This is a genomic window from Nocardioides mesophilus (assembly GCF_014395785.1).
Taxonomy (GTDB): domain Bacteria; phylum Actinomycetota; class Actinomycetes; order Propionibacteriales; family Nocardioidaceae; genus Nocardioides_B; species Nocardioides_B mesophilus.
Genome location: NZ_CP060713.1, coordinates 1989482 through 2008527, shown reverse-complemented (window position 1 = coordinate 2008527; position 19046 = coordinate 1989482). Strand labels below are relative to the sequence as shown.

The following is a 19046-nucleotide window of genomic DNA, read 5'->3' as shown; positions in this document are numbered from 1 at the left end:
GGCCCGCACCGGCCGCGACAGGAGGAGCAGGACATGGGTATCGGCAGCATGATCGGCAAGACCGTGGCACCACGGGTGCACCGGCTCGCGCCGGACATGACCAGCGGCTTCGTGCACGAGGCGCTCAACCGCGCGATCAGCGGCGCCGGGCCGCTGCCTCCGGCCGCCCGGGCGGCCGAGCAGCAGCTCGCCGAGCAGAAGGGCGACCGGCAGAGCGCCGTCCACGAGGTGATCGAGAACCACGTCCGCTACGCCGGCGCGCAGGGCTTCGCCACGAACCTCGGCGGCCTCGTCACCGCGGCCGTGATGATCCCCGCCAACGTGACCGGGCTGGCGCTGATCCAGTGCCGGATGGTCGCCGGCATCGCGCACCTGCGCGACTACGACCTCGAGGACCCGCGGGTCCGCAACGCGATCCTCGCCTGCATCCTCGGCGAGGACTCGGTGAAGTCGCTGGTACGGCGCAAGAAGCTGCCGGCCCCGCCGATGGCGCTGGCCACGGCTCCCACGCACGACCCGGACCTGAACCGGATCATGGCCGGCGAGGTGGCCTCGGAGCTGCTCACCAAGGTGGCGGGCAAGCGGATGGCGGTGGTGATCGGGCGGCGCGTCCCGGTGGTCGGCGGCCTGGTCGGCGCCAGCGCCGACGGCTTCGCCACCTGGCAGATCGGGCGCTACGCCGACCGCGAGCTCCTGGCCCGCACGCGCCGGTAGGCCGTCAGCCCCGCGGCCGCGGCCCGGTTGTCGTCGGCCAGGTGCACCAGCCGCCGCTTGGCCCGGAACCACAGTCCCCGGGTCCGGTCGAGATCGCGGTGGGCGGCGTGCACGTCCTCGCGCAGCGACCGCTCGACGCCGGCGAGGCGCGCCGCCTCCTGCAGCAGCACCACGATCGCCTCGGTCGCGGCGTCGGCGACCTGGGTCTCGTCGGGGTGGTCCGGGTCCACGAACGCGGTGCCGGCCGCGGGCTCGGGCCGGAGCTCGGCGAGGTCCCCGACGACGTCGTACCCCCGCTCGCCGAGCAGCCCGATCCAGCTCTCCGAGAGGTCGGCGGCCCAGCTCCGCGTCTGCGGCGGCAGCGCCAGCCGGGGGGACTCCGAGCGCTGCGAGAGGGTCCGGTGGGCGAGCAGCTCGCGGACGAACCGGCGGTAGTCGTCGTTGGCGAGCACGCCGTTGTTGACCTGCTGGTTGACCCGGCGCAGCAGCGCCGTCTCCGGCACCCCGAGGGAGGGGTTGGCACGCTCCCCGGTCGGGGCGTAGCGGCGCGGGTCGATCCCGAAGACGCCGGCGAAGCGCTCCCAGAGCAGGTCGCGCGGAGCCCCGGGCCGCGGGACGGTGATCACGTGCACGTGCTCGGGGGCAGCGTCGCGGCCCACCGGTCCAGGACGTCGGGAACCTCCTGCACCCCCCAGAACCAGGACGCCAGCCGCCCGGAGCGGTCCGGGTCGGAGATCGTGCGCAGGAAGTCGTGGTAGCCGATCACCCGGCGGTGCTTGATGTTCTCCTGCCACTCCGCCGGGATCTGGCGCACCAGGTCCCGCACCGACATCACGACGTGCACGTCGGCCGGGTCCCCGAGGGACGCCAGGGCGCGGGCCACCTGCGGCCGAGTCGCGGTGGCCAGGATCTCGTGGGAGATCACCGAGGTCCCCGGCCAGGCCCGCACCTGCTCGGCCACGCGGTCCCAGGCGCCGACCGCGTCGCGCTCCAGGCCGCCCCAGGTCAGCTCCATCAGGTCCAGGGCCGCCAGGAAGTGCGCATCGTGCCGGTCAGCGGGGTAGAGCAGCCCCTCGTCGGCGAGCTCGTGGCGGTGCCGGAACAGCACGTCCTGCACCGAGGAGGTCCCGGTCTTGGGTGCACCGACGTGGACCAGCACTCTCCGCTCGGTGGTCACCGGCACCTCTCGCTCTGCGCTCGTCGTGCGACCGTCACAGGCCGGCCGCGTCCAGGACGGACTCGAGCAGCAGCGCGAGCACCTCGTCGGGCAGCGGCCGGTCCGGACCCTCGTGGAGCGGCCCGAGCCGGGCCGGATCGCCGTGCACAGCGTAGCCGTCGCGGACGATCTCCTCGCGGAGCCGGGCGGCGTGCTGCTGCAGCCAGGGCAGGTGCTGGTCGGGCACCCGCAGCCGCATCGGAGCCGCCGGCCGGCGCCGCGCCGCCAGCGAGGCCACCAGCCGGGCGCGGATCGCGTCCGCGCGGTCGGCGGCGACCCGGACGGCGAGCACCTCGTTCACCCGCCGCAGCAGGTCCACCTCGGCTGCGGTGAGCGCGACGTCGGGAGGGTACGGCGGCGCCGGGGCCGGCCCGGTCGGCAGCCGGAGCGCGGCGGCGGCCCCGGCCAGCGGGTCCTCGTCGAGCACGACGTGCACCCGCTGCACGCCCACCCGGTCCGACCAGTGCCGGGCCAGCGCCGCCACGTCGACCGCCCGCGGCAGGGCGCCCAGGCGCACCGACCGGCTCACGAAGGCCTGCCACCGGGCAGCCGCGCTGTGCTGGGCCCGGGCCGACCACACCTGGGCCAGCGCCACGTCCAGGGGAGCGGCCACCAGCACCACCGTGGCCCGCGACCCGCCGGCCACGTGGCCTGCCTGGCGCAGTGCCCCGCGCACGGCCGCGGAGCTGATCGGCGCACCGTCGACGACGTACCTCGTCGCGAGCAACCGGCGCCGCGGCCGGGGCGGGGCCGGCGGGCTCGCCACCTCGGCGGACGGCGCCGAGACCAGCTCGGAGACGAGCAGCCCGGTGGCGCTGCGGACCAGCTCCTCGAGCGGTACGTCGTCGGGGTCGACCGGTCGCGGGCCGATCGCCGGCGCGTCCGCGGACCCGGCTCCGGGCATCGGCAGCGGCAGCTCCGGCAGCCCCCGGCCGGGTCCGGTGCGGTTCAGCGTCCGGTCGGCCAGGGCGGCGAACACGGCGGCGTCCCGGTCGACGTCCGCGGCGCCTGTGCTCGCGGTCCGGGCGGCGGCGGCCCCGGCGAGCCTGCGCAGCAGCTCGAGCTGGCCGGCGCCGGGCAGCCGACCAGGGCGGTCGGGGTGTTCGCAGCGTTCGGGGCGTTCGGCGTGCCCGGGGCGGCCGGGGTGTTCGACGTGCTCGCCGGACGGGGCGGCGGCGTACGACTCCAGCCACTCCTGCCACCGGGTGCTGCCGCCAGAGCGCAGGTGGGCCACCCAGTCCCGGGCGGCCCGCTCCCCCTCGTCGGGGGTCACTGGCCGCGCAGTCGCCGGGCGACCCGGCCGATCTTCGCGGTGACCTGCTCGTCGGGGTTGGGGCGGTGCGCCGCCTCGAGGGTCATCGCGACGAGCGCGTCGAGCGCCGCGTCGACCATCTGGCCCCGGTTGGGGCGGTCGGGGTTGCGCCAGCGCGCACCTTCCGGCGGCGGCACCGGCCGCAGGTCCTCGAGGTCGCCGTGCACCTGGATCCCCGCGCCCTGCACCCACTCGATCCACTCGTCGGCGATCCCCTGCACCCAGGGGTAGGCGAGCGGCGGGAGCGTGGCGAGCTTCATCTGCTTGCGGTGCGCGAGGGTGTCGTGCACGACGAGCTGACGGACCAGCGTGCTGTAGTCCTCGCTGGAGAGACCGGCCTCCTTGAGCCGCCGGTTGAGCTTGCGCAGCAGCGCCGCCTCGGCGGTCCCGACGGAGGCGTTGGCCCGGCCGCTCTCCTCCGGCGCCCAGGCGGGGTCGAACCCGAACGCGTCGCAGTAGCGGTTCCAGAGCAGGTCGCGCGGCGCCCCGGACTGCGGCACCGTGACCAGGTGGATCCGGGAGGGCGGCAGCCCCTCGCTCCAGCGGGTCAGCACGTCGGTGAGCCCCTGCACGCGCCAGAACCAGAGGTTGGGCTTCGCGCGGTTGGCCGTCTGGATCTGGTGGAGGAACTTGGCGAACGAACGGCTGCGGCGGTGCTTGACGCCCTCCTGCCACTCGGCCGGGATCTGCCGCGCCAGGTCGCGGGCCGAGTAGACCAGGTGCACCTCGGCACCGGAGAGCGTGTCCATCGCGTGCCGGACCTGCGCCGGCCGGGCGGCGGCCAGGATCTCGTGGGAGACGATCACGGTGCCGTCGTGCTTGCGGACCCGGTCGGCAAGCTTCTGCCACTCGCCGCGAGAGGCGTCGCGCTGACCGGCCCAGGGCTCGTCGATGAGGTCGATGGCCGCCTTGAAGTGGCTGGCCTGCAGGCCCAGGGGGTAGTGCACGTCGTGCCGGCCGAGGGCGGTGCGGTTGAGCGCGAGCCTGTCCTGGAGGTACGTCGTCCCGGTCTTCGGCGCCCCGACGTGGAGGTACACCCGGCGAGTCATGGGCAGATTCTGCCCTACCCGCCCAGCGCCTTGACCACGCGGGAGGGGCTGGGGCGACCGAGCTCGTCGGCCATCCACAGGCTGGTGCCGACCAGCTGCTCGAGGTCCACCCCGTGCTCGACGCCGAGACCGTCGAGCATCCACACCAGGTCCTCGGTGGCCAGGTTGCCGGTGGCGCTCTGGGCGTAGGGGCAGCCACCCAGGCCCCCTGCCGAGGCGTCGAAGGTGGTCACGCCGTGCCGCAGCGCCGTGGCCGCGTTGGCCAGCGCCTGCCCGTAGGTGTCGTGGAAGTGCAGCGCGAGCACGTCATCGCCCAGACCGGCCGCGTTGAACGCGTCGAGGAGCGCGACGACGTGACCCGGCGTACCCACTCCGATCGTGTCGCCGAGCGAGAGCTGGGAGGCGCCGAGCTCGAAGAGCCGTCGGCCGACCGCGACCACCTGGTCGACCGGGACGTCGCCCTCCCAGGGGTCGCCGAAGCACATCGACACGTACGCGCGCACGTCCAGCCCCGCGTCGCGAGCCCGGGTCACGGTCGGCTCGAACATGGCGAACTGCTCGTCGAGGCTGCGGTTGAGGTTGCGTTGCGCGAAGGTCTCGGTGGCGCTGCCGAAGATCGCGATGTGCCGCGAGCCGATCTCCAGCGCCCGGTCCAGGCCGCGCTCGTTGGGCACCAGCACCGGCATCTCGAGGGCGGCCTCACCCAGCTCGTCGACGAGCAGTCCCATCAGCTCGGCGGCGTCGGCCAGCTGCGGCACCCACGCCGGGTGCACGAAGCTGGTCGCCTCGACGACCGGGCAGCCCGCGGCGACCAGCCGAGCGACGAAGTCGGCCTTCGTCCGCACGGGGACGATCGTCTTCTCGTTCTGCAGCCCGTCGCGGGGTCCGACCTCGTAGATCGTGACGCGCTCGGGCAGCGACGGGTCGCGCACCACCTGGGGGGCCCTCATCTGGCACTCCTCTTCTGGGACGTCACCTGCCTGGCGGCCGATGACCTCGATCCTTCTGACGTTACGCGGGGTCGTCGGGCGTGCCGGGGTCGACCACGAACAGCGTCGCCCCCAGCGCCACCTGGTCACCGGCGGCGGCCCCGACGCGCGCCACCGTGCCGGTCACCGGTGCCTTCAGCGTCAGCTCCATCTTCATCGCCTCCATCACGCCCAGCACCTCACCCTCGGTGACCTGCTGACCGACGGAGGCGGTGACGCTCAGCACGGTGCCCGGCATCGGTGCGGTCACCGAGCCGTCGGAGGTGGCGGCGTGCGCGCCGGGGCCGAAGGCGTCCGGGCGTTCGAAGCGGAAGGTGTGACCGCGGTGCGCCACGTCCACGGCGTGCGGGCCGACCCTGACGGCCGCCTCGTGGACCCGGTCGTCGACCTCGACGCGGAGCACCGCGGCGTCGGCGGCGATCGGGTGCACCCGCCAGGTCCGGTCGGCGCCGCCGGCGCCGCCGGTGCCGTCGGTACGGCGCGTCACGGTGTCCGCACCCACCTCGAACAGGGCCGACTGCCCGTCCACCAGCAGCTCGACCGGGGTGAAGGCGGCGGGCCCGGCCAGACGCCAGCCGTCCGCGGTGCCGAACGGGGTGTCGTCCTGCACCTGGGCGTGCGCGAGCGCCCAGGCGCCCAGCAGCGCCGCGGTGTCGGTGCCGGTCGGGCGGATCGCGTCGGGGTTGCGATCCAGCCAGGCCGTGTCGACCTCGAGGTCGCGGAACGCGTCGGAGGCGGCCAGGCCCCGCAGGAAGCCGAGGTTGGTGGTCAGCCCGAGGATCGCGGTGTCGTCGAGCGCCGTGACCAGCGCCTGGCGGGCCGCCTCCCGGGTGGAGCCGTGCACGATGACCTTGCCGAGCATCGGGTCATAGGAGGTGCTGACCTCCTGGCCGGACTCGAGCGCCGCGTCCACCCGGGCCCGCGGCGACCAGCGCACCGACTCCGCGACCCCGGCCTGCGGCAGGAAGCCGTTGAACGCGTCCTCGGCGTAGACCCGGGCCTCGAAGGCGTGCCCGGTGCAGGTCAGGTCCTCCTGGGTGAACGGCAGCGGCTCGCCGTCGGCGATGCGCAGCTGCAGCTGCACCAGGTCCAGGCCGGTGACCAATTCGGTGACCGGGTGCTCGACCTGGAGCCGGGTGTTCATCTCCAGGAAGAACGCCTCCTCCTGGCCGGGCCGGCCGGCGACCAGGAACTCCACCGTGCCGGCGTTGACGTAGCCGACCTCGCGGGCCAGCGCCACCGACGACTCGTGCAGCAGCTTGCGGACCCGGTCGGAGAGCTCGGGTGCCGGCGCCTCCTCGATCACCTTCTGGTGGCGGCGCTGGGCCGAGCAGTCGCGCTCGAAGAGGTGCACGACGTGACCGTGGCTGTCGGCGAGCACCTGCACCTCGACGTGCCGGCCGAGCTCGACGTACCGCTCCACCAGCAGCGTGTCGTCGCCGAAGGCGCTCAGCGCCTCGCGGCGCGCGGCGGCCAGCGCGGCGGGGAGCTCGTCGGCCTCGCGGACGATGCGCATCCCCTTGCCGCCCCCGCCGGCGGCGGCCTTGACCAGCAGCGGGAAGCCGATTGCCGAGGCGTCCACCTCGTCGCCGTGGAGCTCCGCGGAGGGCACCACCGGGACGCCGGCGGCGACGGCGATGTCGCGGGCCAGGTCCTTGCGGCCCATCTTCTCCATCACCTCGGCCGACGGGCCGACGAAGGTCAGCCCGGCCTCCACGACGGCGCGGGCGAACGCGGCCCGCTCGGAGAGGAAGCCGTAGCCGGGATGGATCGCGTCGGCACCGGTGGCCCGCGCCGCACCGAGGACCGCGTCGATGTCGAGGTAGGACTGCGTGGCCGGGGTCGGCCCGATGCGCACCGCGGTGTCCGCGGCCCGCACGTGCGGGGCCTCCCGGTCGGCGTCGGAGTAGACCGCGACGGTGCGCAGCCCCCGGGCACGCGCGGCGGCGATCACCCGTAGGGCGATCTCCCCGCGGTTGGCCACCAGGAGGGTGGAGATCATCGCTGTGTCCTTTCTGGCGCCGGCGCCGGACCCGTGAGCGGGTCCGGGCCGACGGGGTTCACATCCGGAAGACGCCGTAGGAGGGCTCGGGCACCGGCGCGTGCGCGGCCGCGGCCAGCCCCATGCCGAGGACCCGGCGGGTGTCGACCGGGTCGATGACGCCGTCGTCCCACAACCGGGCCGTCGAGTAGTAGGGCGAGCCCTGGTGCTCGTACTGGTCGCGGATCGGAGCCTTGAACGACTCCTCGTCGTCGGGGCTCCACTCCTCGCCGCGGGCCTCCAGTCCGTCGCGCCGGATCGTGGCCAGCACCGAGGCGGCCTGCTCGCCGCCCATCACCGAGATCCGCGCGTTGGGCCACATCCAGAGGAAGCGCGGGTCGTAGGCGCGTCCGCACATCCCGTAGTTGCCGGCCCCGAACGAGCCGCCGATCACCACGGTGAACTTCGGCACCACGGAGCAGGCGACCGCGGTCACCAGCTTGGCGCCGTCCCGGGCGATGCCGCCGTTCTCGTACTCGCGGCCGACCATGAAGCCGGTGATGTTCTGCAGGAAGACCAGCGGCACGCCGCGCTGGTTGCACAGCTCGATGAAGTGCGCGCCCTTGAGGCTGGACTCGCTGAACAGGATTCCGTTGTTCGCCACGATGCCGACCGGGTAGCCCCAGACCCGGGCGAACCCGCAGACCAGGGTCTCGCCGTAGAGCGCCTTGAACTCGTGGAACCGGCTGCCGTCGACGACCCGCCGGATCACCTCGCGCACGTCGTACGGCGTCCGCGAGTCGGTCGGCACCACGTCGTACAGGCCCTCGGGGTCCTCGGCGGGCTCCTCGGGCAGGTGCCGCTCCAGGCTCGGCGGCTCACGGCGCTCGAAGGTGGCCACGATCGACCGGACGATCGAGAGCGCGTGCGCGTCGTCGTCGGCCAGGTGGTCCACCACGCCGGACCTGCGGGCGTGCACGTCGCCGCCGCCGAGGTCCTCCGCGGTCACCACCTCGCCGGTCGCCGCCTTCACCAGCGGCGGTCCGCCCAGGAAGATCGTGCCCTGGTTCTTCACGATCACGCTCTCGTCCGACATCGCCGGGACGTATGCGCCCCCGGCGGTGCACGACCCCATCACCGAGGCCACCTGCGGGATGCCCTGCGCCGAGAGGTTGGCCTGGTTGAAGAAGATCCGGCCGAAGTGATCCCGGTCGGGGAAGACCTCGTCCTGCATCGGCAGGAAGGCACCGCCGGAGTCGACGAGGTAGAGGCAGGGAAGCCGGTTGGCCGCGGCCACCTCCTGTGCCCGCAGGTGCTTCTTGACCGTCACCGGGTAGTACGTGCCGCCCTTGACGGTGGCGTCGTTGGCAACGACCACGCACTCGCGACCGCTGACCCGGCCGATCCCGGTGACGATGCCGGCCGAGGGCACCGCGTCGTCGTACATCCCGGTCGCCGCGAGCGGGCTGAGCTCGAGGAACGGGCTGCCCGGGTCCAGCAGCCGGTCGACGCGGTCGCGCGCCAGCAGCTTGCCGCGCTCGAGGTGCTTGGCCCGGGCGGCGGGTGAGCCGCCGAGGCGTACGGCGGCCAGCCTCTCGCGCAGGTCCCCCACGAGCGCCTTCATCTCCTCGGGCACCGGGGCTCCTCTCAGGTCGTGGACCGACAGGTTAGCAATCGTTAACTACTTGGCGCTACTCTGCATCCATGGCAGGAACCCGTCGGGCGCAGATCCTCGAGCGGGCGGCCGACCTGTTCGCCGCCCGTGGCTTCCACGGCGTCTCCGTGGACGAGCTCGGCGCCGCCTGCGGGATCTCCGGCCCGGCGCTCTACAAGCACTTCGAGTCCAAGGACGCGATGCTCGCCGAGATGCTGGTCAGCATCAGCGAGGAGCTGCTCGCCGTGGGCCGGCAGCGCTCGGCCGAGGCGGAGTCTCCCCGGGAGGCGGTGCACGCGCTGGTCGGGTGGCACGTCGAGTTCGCCCTGCACAACAAGCCACTGATCGTGGTCCAGGACCGCGACTGGTCCTCGCTGCCCGAGCAGGCACGCGAGAAGGTGCGCTCCCTGCAGCGGGCGTACGTCGACCTGTGGGCGGACCGGCTTCGCGAGGTCCACCCGGACCTGTCCGCCCGAGAGGCCCGGGCCCGGGCGCATGCGTGCTTCGGGTTGCTGAACTCCACCCCGCACAGCGCCATGCTTCCGGAGCCGCAGATGCGCGCGATGCTCGAGGGGATGGCGCTCGGGGCGCTGGGTCTCGCAGGCTGACGCTGCGCGTCAACTGGCGAGAGCAGTCAGTTGACGCGGACGGTCAGCTGGCCAGGACGATGTCGCTGAGGTGGAGCTCCGCGCGGCTCGGTCTGGGAGTGGGGGCTGGTGTGCCGGGGGGTGCGGGTGCGCGGGAGCGGTAGCGGTGGCCGGTCGGGGTGGTGGTGTGCACGCTGTGGCGGTCGCCGGGTGGGGCGGTGCCGTCGGCGGTCCAGCCGGGGGCCTGTTTGGCGTAGTTGCACTTCTCGCACTGGCCCTGGCCGTTGACCGTGGAGGTCGTGCCGCCGCTCTCCCAGGGCCGGGCGTGGTCGAGGTGGCGGACCGGGGCGTCGCACCAGGGGGTGCGGCAGCGCTGGTCGCGGGCGATGAGGACCTCGCGCAGGGCGCCGGTGAACCGGCGGGCCTTCGCGTCGGCGGCCAGCAGCCGGCCGCTGCCGGGGCTGGTGTAGATGCGGCGCAGGAACACCTCGGCCCCGGTGCTCCGGAGCAGGTCGCGTGCCCAGCCGGCCGGGACCGTGCCGTAGCCGACCAGGTGCGCGGGCTCGTCGTCGCCGCGGAGCAGGGTGCGGTCGGTCATCACCAGCTGCAGGGAGATCGAGCCGGCCGGTCCGGCCGGGTCCGACGTCGGGGACGTGGGTGCAGGTGCAGGTGCGGGGTCCGAGGCCGCTCCGGCGTCGGCGTCGGCGTCGGGTGCGGGGTTTGCCTGGGCGCCGAGCGCGGCGACCAGCGTGTCGGCCATCACCTGGCCCCGGGTCCGCGGGTCCCCGGCGGCCCGGGCGGTGTCGGCGGCCCGGGTCAGCACCGCGTAGCAGGCCACCCCCTGGGCCACCGGCAGCAGCCCGGTCAGGTAGCTCATCGTGTCCGGCGCCGGACGCAGCGTCACCGACCGCTGCGACGCCGCACGCCGGGCCCGGTCGGTGACCGCGTGCGGGTCCAGCCGGTAGGCGATCCGCTGCGCCGCGGCCACCAACGCCCGATCGCTCAGCTCCGCCACCGCCTCGACCGCGCCCGGCCCGGCCAGCTCGGCGTCGATCACCGCCCGGTGCTCACGCGCGAGGTAGGCGGTCTCCCGCACCAGCAACGTGGCCCGCCGCTCGCTGAGCACCCCACGGGTCAACAACCCCAGCGTGTGCGGCATCTCGCGCACCAGCGCCTTCGCGGTCCCCAGGTGCTGGTCACCGCGGTGCGGCGAGTCCCGCCGGGCCAACGCGACCTGCGCGGCCACCCCCTGACCCACCCGCCGCTCCGGCACCCCGGCCGCCCGCTGCGCCTCCCGCTGGGAGACGTCGAAGTCGCACGAGACCCGCGCCTGCGCAGCCGCCGCCGCACCCTTCAGCTCCTCCAACGCCCGGATCAGATCGACCCGCTCGGCATCACCGAGCCCACCCCCGAGGTCGGCAAGGGTCCCCACCCACGCCCGCACATCCTCGAGATCAGCTGCCATAACCCACACGCTAGAGGCACCCACCGACAGTTTTTCGCGCCCGCCCTCGAGCACGATCTGCCCAACCTCAGCTGGCCGGGGCCACTCGCTTCTGGAGGAGGATCTCGGACTCGACGGGGACGAAACCGAGCTCGTGGTTGACGGCGCGCATCCATACGTTCTGGTCGTCGCTGCTCGTCCGGACGCGTGTCACGCTCCCGAGGTCACGAGCCGCGAGGAGGGACGCCGTCTTGACCGCCTTGCCGAGGCCCACCCCACGGTGCTGCTCGAGGACCAGCGTCCCCTCGATCTGCGCCGGCCGTCTGGAGTCGGCCGCGACGACCAGACACGTCCAGGCAGCCACGTGTCCTTGAGCGGTGAGTGCGATCGACTCGACCGCAGTGCGCCCCTGCCTCTGCCAGAGCGCGATCTCGTCCTGGTACTCCTGCACCGAGACCGGCGCGGGCTGCCACCCGAGCTCGCCGTGAGGTGCCTGCGCGTCCACGAGACCTTTGAGCACGCCGACCTGCGCACGGAGGTGAGCGGGCACCCCGTCGACGTACGTCGAGACCGAGTAGCCGCCCGGCGGCCGCAGCGCGGGAAGATCGGCTCCGACCAGCTCCAGCTCGACAACGGTCTCGGTGGTCGCAGGGTGGTAGCCGAGCGGCTCCGCGAACTCACGGACCAGGACAGCGATCTCAGCGGCGCTCGTGCGGAAGGCGCTCGCGACGAACCGGCTCACGGATCCTGTGCTGGCGCCCTCCGCAGCCAGGACCAGCCGTGTGCCGACGCCCCGATGCTGGTGGCGGGGGAGGACGGAGACCTCGACCCAGGTCGTGTCGGGTGTGTCGAGAGCCGTCGAGGAGGTGGCGAAACCGATCAGGCTGCTGCCTTCGTACGCCCCCACGAAGTGGCGAACCCACCCGTCGTCGGCCTGCCACGCCACGACTCGAGCTGACTCGCCCAGGGGAACCCAGCCGGGCCGTTCCGGCCCCGTCGCCGCGCACTCGACCGCATAGGCCTCCGCTAGCGCCGACGGATCGTCGAGACGGATGGGACGGACGTCGAACGACAGAACCATCAAGGACCCCCGGATCGCACGACGAGCGTGACTCCGATCGTGCCTCATGCAGGACGAAGGGCCGTGACGGGGCGCTGCAGCACAGGCGACCAGCGGGACCCGCCCGGCCGGCGTGGACCAGTCGCTCAGCTGCCGTGGACGCGCTTTCCGGCGAGGTAGGTCGTCGTCACCTCGGCGGCACCGATCTCCTCGACCGGTCCGCGGAACGGGTCGCGGTCGAGCACCGCCAGGTCGGCGCGGGACCCGACCTGGATGGTGCCGACGTCGTTCCAACCGTTCACGCGGGCGGTACCGCTGGTGTAGGTCGCCATCGCCTGCTGCAGCGTGAGTCCCTGATCCGGCACCAGCGCGTCCTTCTGCGCGTCCTGCTTGCCGTAGGCCCAGCGGTTCACCAGCACGTGGACGGCGGCGATCGGACCGGGCGGGTTCACCGGCCAGTCCGATCCACCGGCAGTCGGCGTACCAGCGGCGACGATGTCGGCGAACGGGTAGTGCCAGGAGAGCCGCTCCTCGTCGAGGTGGCGGCGCAGGACCTCCACCGCCGGGGTCTCGGTGTGCGCCCAGGCCCCCTCGAGGTTGGCGGTGACGCCCAAGGCTCGGAACCGGTCACGGTCCTCGGGCCGGACCAGCTGGAGGTGCGCCGCCTGGTGCCGGTTGCCGGTGATGCCGTTGGCGCGGCGGGCCGCCTCCACCGCGTCGAGCGCGTCGTGCACGGCCCGGTCGCCGATCGCGTGGAAGTGCGCCGCGAAGCCCTCGGCGTCCAGGGCCGTGACCGCCTCCTGCAGCGGTCCGGTCTCGAGGAAGGCGAGCCCGCGGTCGCCGCAGCGGCAGCCCGTGAGGTCCAGGTACGGCTCGGTAACGGCGGCGGTGAACGTCTCGGCGATCCCGTCGACCATGATCTTCACCGAGTCCGCGTCGAGGCCGGCGGCCCGCAGCCGCTCCCGCTCCGCGCAGAGGTCGTGCAGCTGCTCGGTGCCGCGGTGGCGGTCCCACCACAGCGACACCCGCACCCGCGAGCGCAGCTCGCCGGAGGCCAGCAGGTTCAGGTAGGACTGCGTCGGGTCGTCCAGACCTGAGTAGCCACCCACCAGTGCGTCGTGCCAGCCGGTGATCCCCCAGGACCAGAGGTACTGCTGGGCGGTCCGCATCGCGTCGTCGTACTCGTCCTGGGTGGTGCCCAGGTGGTCCCCGACCATGGCCATCGCGCCTTCCCGCACGGTGCCGGTGGGGTTGCCGCGCGCGTCGCGCTCGAACCAGCCGTCGGCGGGATCCGGGGTGTCCGCGGTGATCCCGGCGAGCTGCAGGGCCCGGGTGTTGACCCAAGCGTCGTGGTGGTCGCTGCTCGGCAGGAACGCCGGGCGGTCCGGCACCACCTGGTCGAGCAGCTCGGCGGTCGGGCCGCCCGGCCCGAACGCCGTCACCGCCCAGCCCCCGCCGCGGAACCAGCCCTCGGACGGCTGGTCTGCGTGGTGCGTGCGGATCGCGTCGAGGTACTCCTCGGCAGTGCTCAGGTCGGTCATCTCGCAGCGGTTGCGCTCCAGGCCACCCACCAGAGGGTGCATGTGCGCGTCGAGGAAGCCCGGCGTCAGCAGGCCGCCGCCGAGGTCGACCTCCTCGGCGCGGCCGCTGGCACCCGCCTCCGCGCGGACCTCGTCGGGATCGCCGACCGCCACCACGCGGTCACCGTCGACGAGGACGGCGCCCTGCCCGAGGTGGCGGACGCCGTCGAAGACCTGGCCGTTGAGGAAGAGAACAGAACTCATGACCGGATGTGTGCCCGATCGCAACTACCTCCACACGGCCGGCCGCCTGAGAACCCGGTGAGAAGTTCCGGCAGCGGGCTCAGGCCAGCCGACCCCGGGCCATCCCGATCAGCCGGTCCAGGACCCGCTCACCGTCCGCGCGCAGTCCGTTGTGCTCGAGCTCGTTGGTGACCCAGGTGCGCATCGTCGGCACCAGCCGGGCGGTCTCCTCGGAGAAGACCCGGTCCACGTAGGCGTCCTCGGCGTAGATCGCCGCCGCGCAGGGGACGTCGACCGCGGCGAGCACCTCCGCGTCGTACAGCCGCGGCCACTCGTGCTCGGCGAGGATCCCGGCCGCCTCCGCCAGCGGGGCCAGCCGGCTGTCGTCCTCCAGGACCCAGGGGAAGACGTGCTCGCCGGTCAGCAGGGTCGGGTCCGCGCGGAAGTCCTCGGGCATCGTCCGCTGCGCCGACCAGCCGGTCACCCCGCCGTCGGCGTAGCAGGCCTCGTGTACCACGACGTAGAGCGGGTTCCGGTCGGTGAAGGGCAGCAGCGCGGCGAGGTCGTGCCCGAAGCCGGGCGCCGCGGGGTCCAGCTCGAGCAGGTAGTGCAGCCGGGCGGCGCCGTCGCTCATCCCGAGCACGTTGCCGACCCCGCGGAACCGGCGCGCGGTGACCCGGTCGCCCCCGGGCAGCACGACGTCGCCGGCCTCGCAGGCGTCCAGGACGGTCTGCAGCCGGGCCCGGTCGCCCGGGTAGGTCCGGTGGTAGCGGCGGTTGCGCTCCCGCATCGTGGAGTACGTCGCGGCGTACACCTCGTCGACCGGCCGCCCGACCGGCGGGACCCCGCCGGTGAAGAAGGCCTCGCGCAGCGCGCCGGGAGCGGCCGAGAGGTAGCGCAGCGTGCAGAAGCCGCCGAAGGACTGGCCGAGCACGCTCCACCGGTCCACCCCGAGCGCCTCGCGCAGCAGCTCGCAGTCGGCCACGATCGCGTCGGCGCGGAAGTGCACCAGCCGGTCGGCCTGCTGCTGCGGGGTCAGCCCCGGCAGCGTGCCGACCGGCGTGGAGCGTCCGGTGCCCCGCTGGTCGACCATCAGCACCCGGTAGTCCGCGAGCGCCCGGTCCAGCCACGCCGGGCTGCTCGGCAGCCGGGTCGGCCGCGGCGCCTCGCTGCCGGGGCCGCCCTGCAGGAACACCAGGAACGGCCGGTCCCGACCCTCGGGGTCGGCGACCTCGCGGGCGAACAGGGTGATCTGCTCGCCGTCGGGGCGGGAGTGGTCCAGCGGCACCGAGAGCTCGTGCTCGACCAGGACCAGCCCGGGGACCTGCAACGTCGTGGACTCCATGTCAGCCCTCCTCGGCCGCGGTCGTGGCGGTGGGCCCGGTCCCCCGTCCCATGTCGGGCCCGGTCGCCGACCCGGTGTCGGACCCGGTCATGAACCCGGCGACCACCTCGCCGAGACGCCGGCCGGCGTCCTCCTGCAGGAAGTGGCCGGCGCCCTCGATGACCGGGTGCTCGAGCCCGGCCGCCCCCGGCACCACTGTGCGCAGGATCGGCGCCATCGCGGCGGTGATCGGGTCGCTGTCGCTGAACGCGCACAGGAACGGCTTCTCCCACCCGGAGAGCTGCTCCCAGGCGGCCCGGTTGGCCTCCGTCGCCGGGTCGTCGGGGGCGGTCGGCACCAGCCCCGGCATCGCCCGCGGCCCCGCCTTGAACGACTCGTCGGGGAACGGCGCGTCGTACGCCGCCAGCACCTCCGGCGCGAGCGGGGTGACGCAGCCCGAGGCGACCAGCCGGCTGACGTCGAGGTGCTCGGCCCGCTCGACCGCGTGGCGGAACCGCCACCACACCTCGGGCATCCCGTGGTCGCCGGTGGGCAGCCCGGTGTTGGCGGCGACCACGCGCGCGAACCGGTCCGGGTGCTCGGCCACCAGCCGGAGCCCGACCAGACCGCCCCAGTCCTGCCCGACGAGCGTCACCTCGCGCAGGTCGAGCACGTCGAAGGCCAGCGCACGCACCCACTCGACGTGCCGGGCGTAGCTGTGGTCCTCGGGACGCGTCGGCTTGTCGGAGCGGCCGAAGCCGACCAGGTCGGGGGCCACGCAGCGGATCCCGGCCGCGACCAGCACGTCGATCACGTCGCGGTAGAGGAACGACCAGCTCGGCTCGCCGTGCAGCAGCAGCGCCACCGGCGCATCCGTCGCCCCGCCCGCGGGAGCGGCGTCGACGTACGCCATCCGCAGCTGCCCACCGTCGCCGTCCGGGACCTCGGCGTAGCGGGGCTCGTGGGCGAAGCCGGGGAGGTCGGCGAACCGGTCGTCAGGGGTGCGCAAGGCGTCCATGCCTGCGGAGTCTGCCACCCGGTGCCTGGGTAGGCTCGAGCACATGGACCTGCTCAGCACCCCGATCGCGCGCCTCGACGGCAGCCCCTCCACCCTCGGCGAGATCACCGGCGGCACGCCGGCACTGCTCGTCAACGTCGCCTCCAAGTGCGGACTGACCCCGCAGTACGCCGCCCTCGAGACGCTGCACGAGGAGTACGCCGGCAGCGGCTTCACCGTCGTCGGGCTCCCCTGCAACCAGTTCCGCGGCCAGGAGCCGGGCAGCGCCGAGGAGATCGCGGAGTTCTGCTCCGCGACCTACGGCGTCACCTTCCCGCTCACCGAGAAGGTCGAGGTGAACGGCGACGCCCGGCACCCGTTGTACGACGTGCTGACCACCGCCCCCGACGAGGAGGGCCGCACCGGCGACGTCCAGTGGAACTTCGAGAAGTTCCTCGTCGACGGGGACGGCAACGTCCTCGCCCGGTTCTCCCCCGGCGTCGTCCCGGACGACCCCCGCATCGTCGAAGCGGTGCGCGCGGCGACCGCCTGAGCCTCGCGTGATCACCGTCGAGCTCGCGCAACGGCTGCGCGACACCGGCCTCACCTGGCTCCCCGAGCCAGGTGACCGGTTCGCGATCCCGGAGCGCGACCTCGACGGCGAGGTGTTCGTGGTCAGCCACATGACCATCGACGCGGTGCAGATCAACGGCAGCGACATCGTCCGCTTCAACGGCACCACCGAGTGGGCCCTCGACAGCATCGAGCTCTCCGAGGTGGTGTGGTTGCCGCACGAGTCCCAGCTCCGGGCGCTGCTCGGCCCCGCCTTCCGCACGCTGACCTCGACCGAGGCCGGCTACGCCGTGGAGGTCCGGGAGCCGCACGGCCTGGTGTCGCGGCACGTGGCCGGCGACGCAGAGTGCGCCTACGCGCTCGCTCTGCTCGCCGTCCTCGTCTGACCTACCAGATCCGGACGCGGTCCTCCGGGTCGAGCCACAGCCCGTCGCCCGGGCCGGTGCCGAACGCCTCGTGGAACTCGTCGAGGTTGCGCACGATGTTCGCGCGGAACTCCGCCGGCGAGTGCGGGTCGGTGGTGATCAGCTGGAGCATCTGCTCCTTGCGACGCTTGGTGCGCCACACGTGCGCGAAGCTCATCAGCACCCGCTGGGCGCCGGTGAGTCCCTCCACGACCGGCGACTCCTGGCCGTCGAGGCTGATCTCGTAGGCCTTGAGCGCGATCGTGATGCCGCCCAGGTCGCCGATGTTCTCGCCGACGGTGAGGGAGCCGTTGACCTTCTCACCGGGCAGCTCGCGCGGCTCGTAGCCGTCGTACTGCTCGATCAGCTTCTGGCTGCGGGCGGCGAACGCCTCGCGGTCCTCGGCGGTCCACCACTCGTTGAGGTTGCCGAGCTCGTCGTACTGCGAGCCCTGGTCGTCGAAGCCGTGGCCGACCTCGTGCCCGATCACGGCGCCGATGCCGCCGTAGTTCTCGGCCGGCTCGGCGTCGACGTCGAAGAACGGCTTCTGCAGGATGCCCGCGGGGAAGCAGATCTCGTTGGTGCCGGGGTTGTAGTAGGCGTTGACGGTCTGCGGCAGCATGAACCACTCGTCGCGGTCGACCGGCGAGCCGATCTTGCGCAGCTGGCGGTCGGACTCGAACGCAGCGGCCCGTCGGGCGTTGCCGATCAGGTCGTCGTGGCGGACCTCGAGGGCGGAGTAGTCGCGGAACTTCTCCGGGTAGCCGATCTTGGGGCGGAAGGTCTCGAGCTTGCGGTAGGCCCGCTGCTTGGTCTCCTCGCCCATCCAGTCGAGCGCGGCGATGTTGCGGCGGTAGGCCTCGATCAGGTTCGCGACCAGGTCGTCCATCATCTCCTTGGCGCGCGGCGGGAAGTGCCGGGCGACGTACTCCTCGCCCACGGCCTCGCCGACCGCGCCCTCGACGAACGCGACGCCGCGCTTCCACCGGACCCGCAGCTCGGGGGTGCCGTTGAGGGTCTTGCCGTAGAAGTCGAAGGTCTCCTCGACGAACGCGGAGGAGAGGTACGCCGAGGCGGCGCGGATGACCCGGATCGCCGTCCAGGCCTTCCAGTCCTCGAGGTCGGACTGCTCGATCACCCCGGAGAGGTGCTCGAGGTAGCTCGGCTCCCGGACGACCACCTCGGCCAGGGTCCGGTCGTCGGCGCCGAGACCGGTCGCCCAGGCGTCCCAGGCGAACGCCGGCGAGGCTGCCTTGAGCTCCGCGAACGTCCGCAGGTTGTAGGTCTTGAGCACGTCGCGAGTGGCGGCACGCTCCCAGTGCCCCTGGGCCAGCCGGGTCTCGAGGTCGAGCACCCGCTGCGCGGCGGCGGCCGCCTCGGGGACGTCGGCGAGGCCGAACATCCGCTCGAGGTGGGCGAGGTAGGCCGCGCGGATCTCGGCGAACTTGTCCTCGCGGTAGTAGGACTCGTCGGGCAGCCCGAGGCCGCCCTGCAGCACGTTGACGAGGTAGCGGTCGGAGTTGCGGTCGTCGGTGTCCACGTAGGCGCCGAAGAAGCCGCCACCGCCCTGCCGCTCGAGCCGGCCGACGAAGCCGGCGAGCTGCTCGTGGGTGGTGAGGCCCGCGAGCTCGTCGAGGTCGCCGCGGATCGGCTCCACGCCGAGGGCCTCGACACGGTCCTCGTCCATGAAGCTGGCGTAGAGGTCGCCGATCTTCTGGGCGTTGGAGCCGGGCTCGTGCGGGCTGCTCTCGGCGAGGTCCTCGATGATCGCCTTGACCCGGGACTCCGCCTCGTCGGCGAGCACCACGAAGGAGCCCCAGGCGGAGCGGTCCGAGGGGATCTCGGTGGTGGCCAGCCACCGGCCGTTCACGTGGCCGAAGAGGTCGTCCTGGGGGCGGATGTCGGGGTCCATGCCGGCGCGGGCATCGTCAAGCATCGTCACGCCCGCCACCCTAACCCCGTGCACCCCCCGGGCAAGG

General features: G+C 73.4%; 17 protein-coding genes. 4 read left to right on the top strand and 13 right to left on the bottom strand.

The features are described from left to right. Nucleotides 1-33: 33 nt before the first annotated feature. Entirely contained in the window at nt 34-714 is a 681-nt protein-coding gene (locus H9L09_RS09475) for an EcsC family protein (RefSeq protein ID WP_187580348.1), read from the top strand. Here the strand turns inward: H9L09_RS09475 and H9L09_RS22030 are convergent. The 7 genes from H9L09_RS22030 to H9L09_RS09445 form a co-directional block, all read right to left on the bottom strand. After that, nucleotides 675-1373, bottom strand: coding sequence for a hypothetical protein (locus H9L09_RS22030; RefSeq protein WP_246456392.1), 699 nt, complete (start codon nt 1371-1373; stop codon nt 675-677). The two genes, H9L09_RS09475 and H9L09_RS22030, sit on opposite strands and share 40 nt — an antisense overlap. Continuing rightward, nucleotides 1337-1891, bottom strand: coding sequence for a hypothetical protein (locus tag H9L09_RS22025; RefSeq protein WP_246456391.1), 555 nt, complete (start codon nt 1889-1891; stop codon nt 1337-1339). Before H9L09_RS22025 ends, H9L09_RS22030 begins: the two co-directional genes overlap by 37 nt. Nucleotides 1892-1925: 34 nt before the next feature. Then, nucleotides 1926-3203, bottom strand: coding sequence for a hypothetical protein (locus tag H9L09_RS09465; protein WP_187580347.1), 1278 nt, complete (start codon nt 3201-3203; stop codon nt 1926-1928). After that, on the bottom strand, nt 3200-4291 hold the full coding sequence (locus tag H9L09_RS09460; protein WP_187580346.1) for a hypothetical protein: 1092 nt from the start codon (nt 4289-4291) through the stop codon (nt 3200-3202). The genes H9L09_RS09465 and H9L09_RS09460 overlap by 4 nt, the downstream gene beginning before the upstream one ends. Nucleotides 4292-4305: 14 nt before the next feature. Beyond that, nucleotides 4306-5241: a hydroxymethylglutaryl-CoA lyase gene (locus tag H9L09_RS09455; RefSeq protein WP_187580345.1), complete on the bottom strand. Its 936-nt coding sequence runs from the start codon at nt 5239-5241 to the stop codon at nt 4306-4308. A gap of 61 nt (nt 5242-5302) precedes the next feature. Next, a complete protein-coding gene (locus H9L09_RS09450) occupies nt 5303-7282 on the bottom strand; it encodes an acetyl/propionyl/methylcrotonyl-CoA carboxylase subunit alpha (RefSeq protein WP_187580344.1) in 1980 nt (659 codons plus the stop codon). A gap of 58 nt (nt 7283-7340) precedes the next feature. Continuing rightward, nucleotides 7341-8885, bottom strand: a complete 1545-nt coding sequence (locus H9L09_RS09445; RefSeq protein WP_187580791.1) for a carboxyl transferase domain-containing protein — start codon at nt 8883-8885, stop codon at nt 7341-7343. 80 nt (nt 8886-8965) lie between these two features. On the opposite strand from H9L09_RS09445, the gene H9L09_RS09440 reads away from it, so the two are divergent. Beyond that, on the top strand, nt 8966-9523 hold the full coding sequence (locus H9L09_RS09440) for an SACE_7040 family transcriptional regulator (protein WP_187580343.1): 558 nt from the start codon (nt 8966-8968) through the stop codon (nt 9521-9523). 43 nt (nt 9524-9566) lie between these two features. Here the strand turns inward: H9L09_RS09440 and H9L09_RS09435 are convergent, their stop codons facing one another. From H9L09_RS09435 to H9L09_RS09415, 5 genes are all read right to left on the bottom strand, one after another. Next, nucleotides 9567-10967: an HNH endonuclease signature motif containing protein gene (locus tag H9L09_RS09435; protein WP_187580342.1), complete on the bottom strand. Its 1401-nt coding sequence runs from the start codon at nt 10965-10967 to the stop codon at nt 9567-9569. Nucleotides 10968-11034: 67 nt separating this feature from the next. After that, entirely contained in the window at nt 11035-11892 is an 858-nt protein-coding gene (locus H9L09_RS09430; RefSeq protein WP_187580341.1) for a GNAT family N-acetyltransferase, read from the bottom strand. A gap of 260 nt (nt 11893-12152) precedes the next feature. Continuing rightward, complete coding sequence (locus H9L09_RS09425; protein ID WP_187580340.1) at nt 12153-13790, bottom strand: amidohydrolase; 1638 nt, start codon at nt 13788-13790, stop codon at nt 12153-12155. A gap of 79 nt (nt 13791-13869) precedes the next feature. Next, nucleotides 13870-15114 (bottom strand): alpha/beta fold hydrolase, encoded by a 1245-nt coding sequence (locus H9L09_RS09420; protein WP_187580339.1) that lies wholly within the window; start codon nt 15112-15114, stop codon nt 13870-13872. A gap of 1 nt (nt 15115) precedes the next feature. Next, entirely contained in the window at nt 15116-16111 is a 996-nt protein-coding gene (locus tag H9L09_RS09415) for a haloalkane dehalogenase (protein WP_187580338.1), read from the bottom strand. A 43-nt stretch (nt 16112-16154) separates the two neighbouring features. Here H9L09_RS09415 and H9L09_RS09410 point away from each other — a divergent pair, with 43 nt between their 5' ends. Further along, nucleotides 16155-16643: a glutathione peroxidase gene (locus H9L09_RS09410; RefSeq protein WP_187580337.1), complete on the top strand. Its 489-nt coding sequence runs from the start codon at nt 16155-16157 to the stop codon at nt 16641-16643. A gap of 7 nt (nt 16644-16650) precedes the next feature. Then, complete coding sequence (locus H9L09_RS09405) at nt 16651-17049, top strand: pilus assembly protein CpaE (protein ID WP_187580336.1); 399 nt, start codon at nt 16651-16653, stop codon at nt 17047-17049. Between the two features lies 1 nt (nt 17050). Here H9L09_RS09405 and H9L09_RS09400 read toward each other — a convergent pair whose 3' ends face one another. Further along, nucleotides 17051-19003: a M13 family metallopeptidase gene (locus tag H9L09_RS09400; protein WP_223164335.1), complete on the bottom strand. Its 1953-nt coding sequence runs from the start codon at nt 19001-19003 to the stop codon at nt 17051-17053. Nucleotides 19004-19046: the final 43 nt, after the last annotated feature.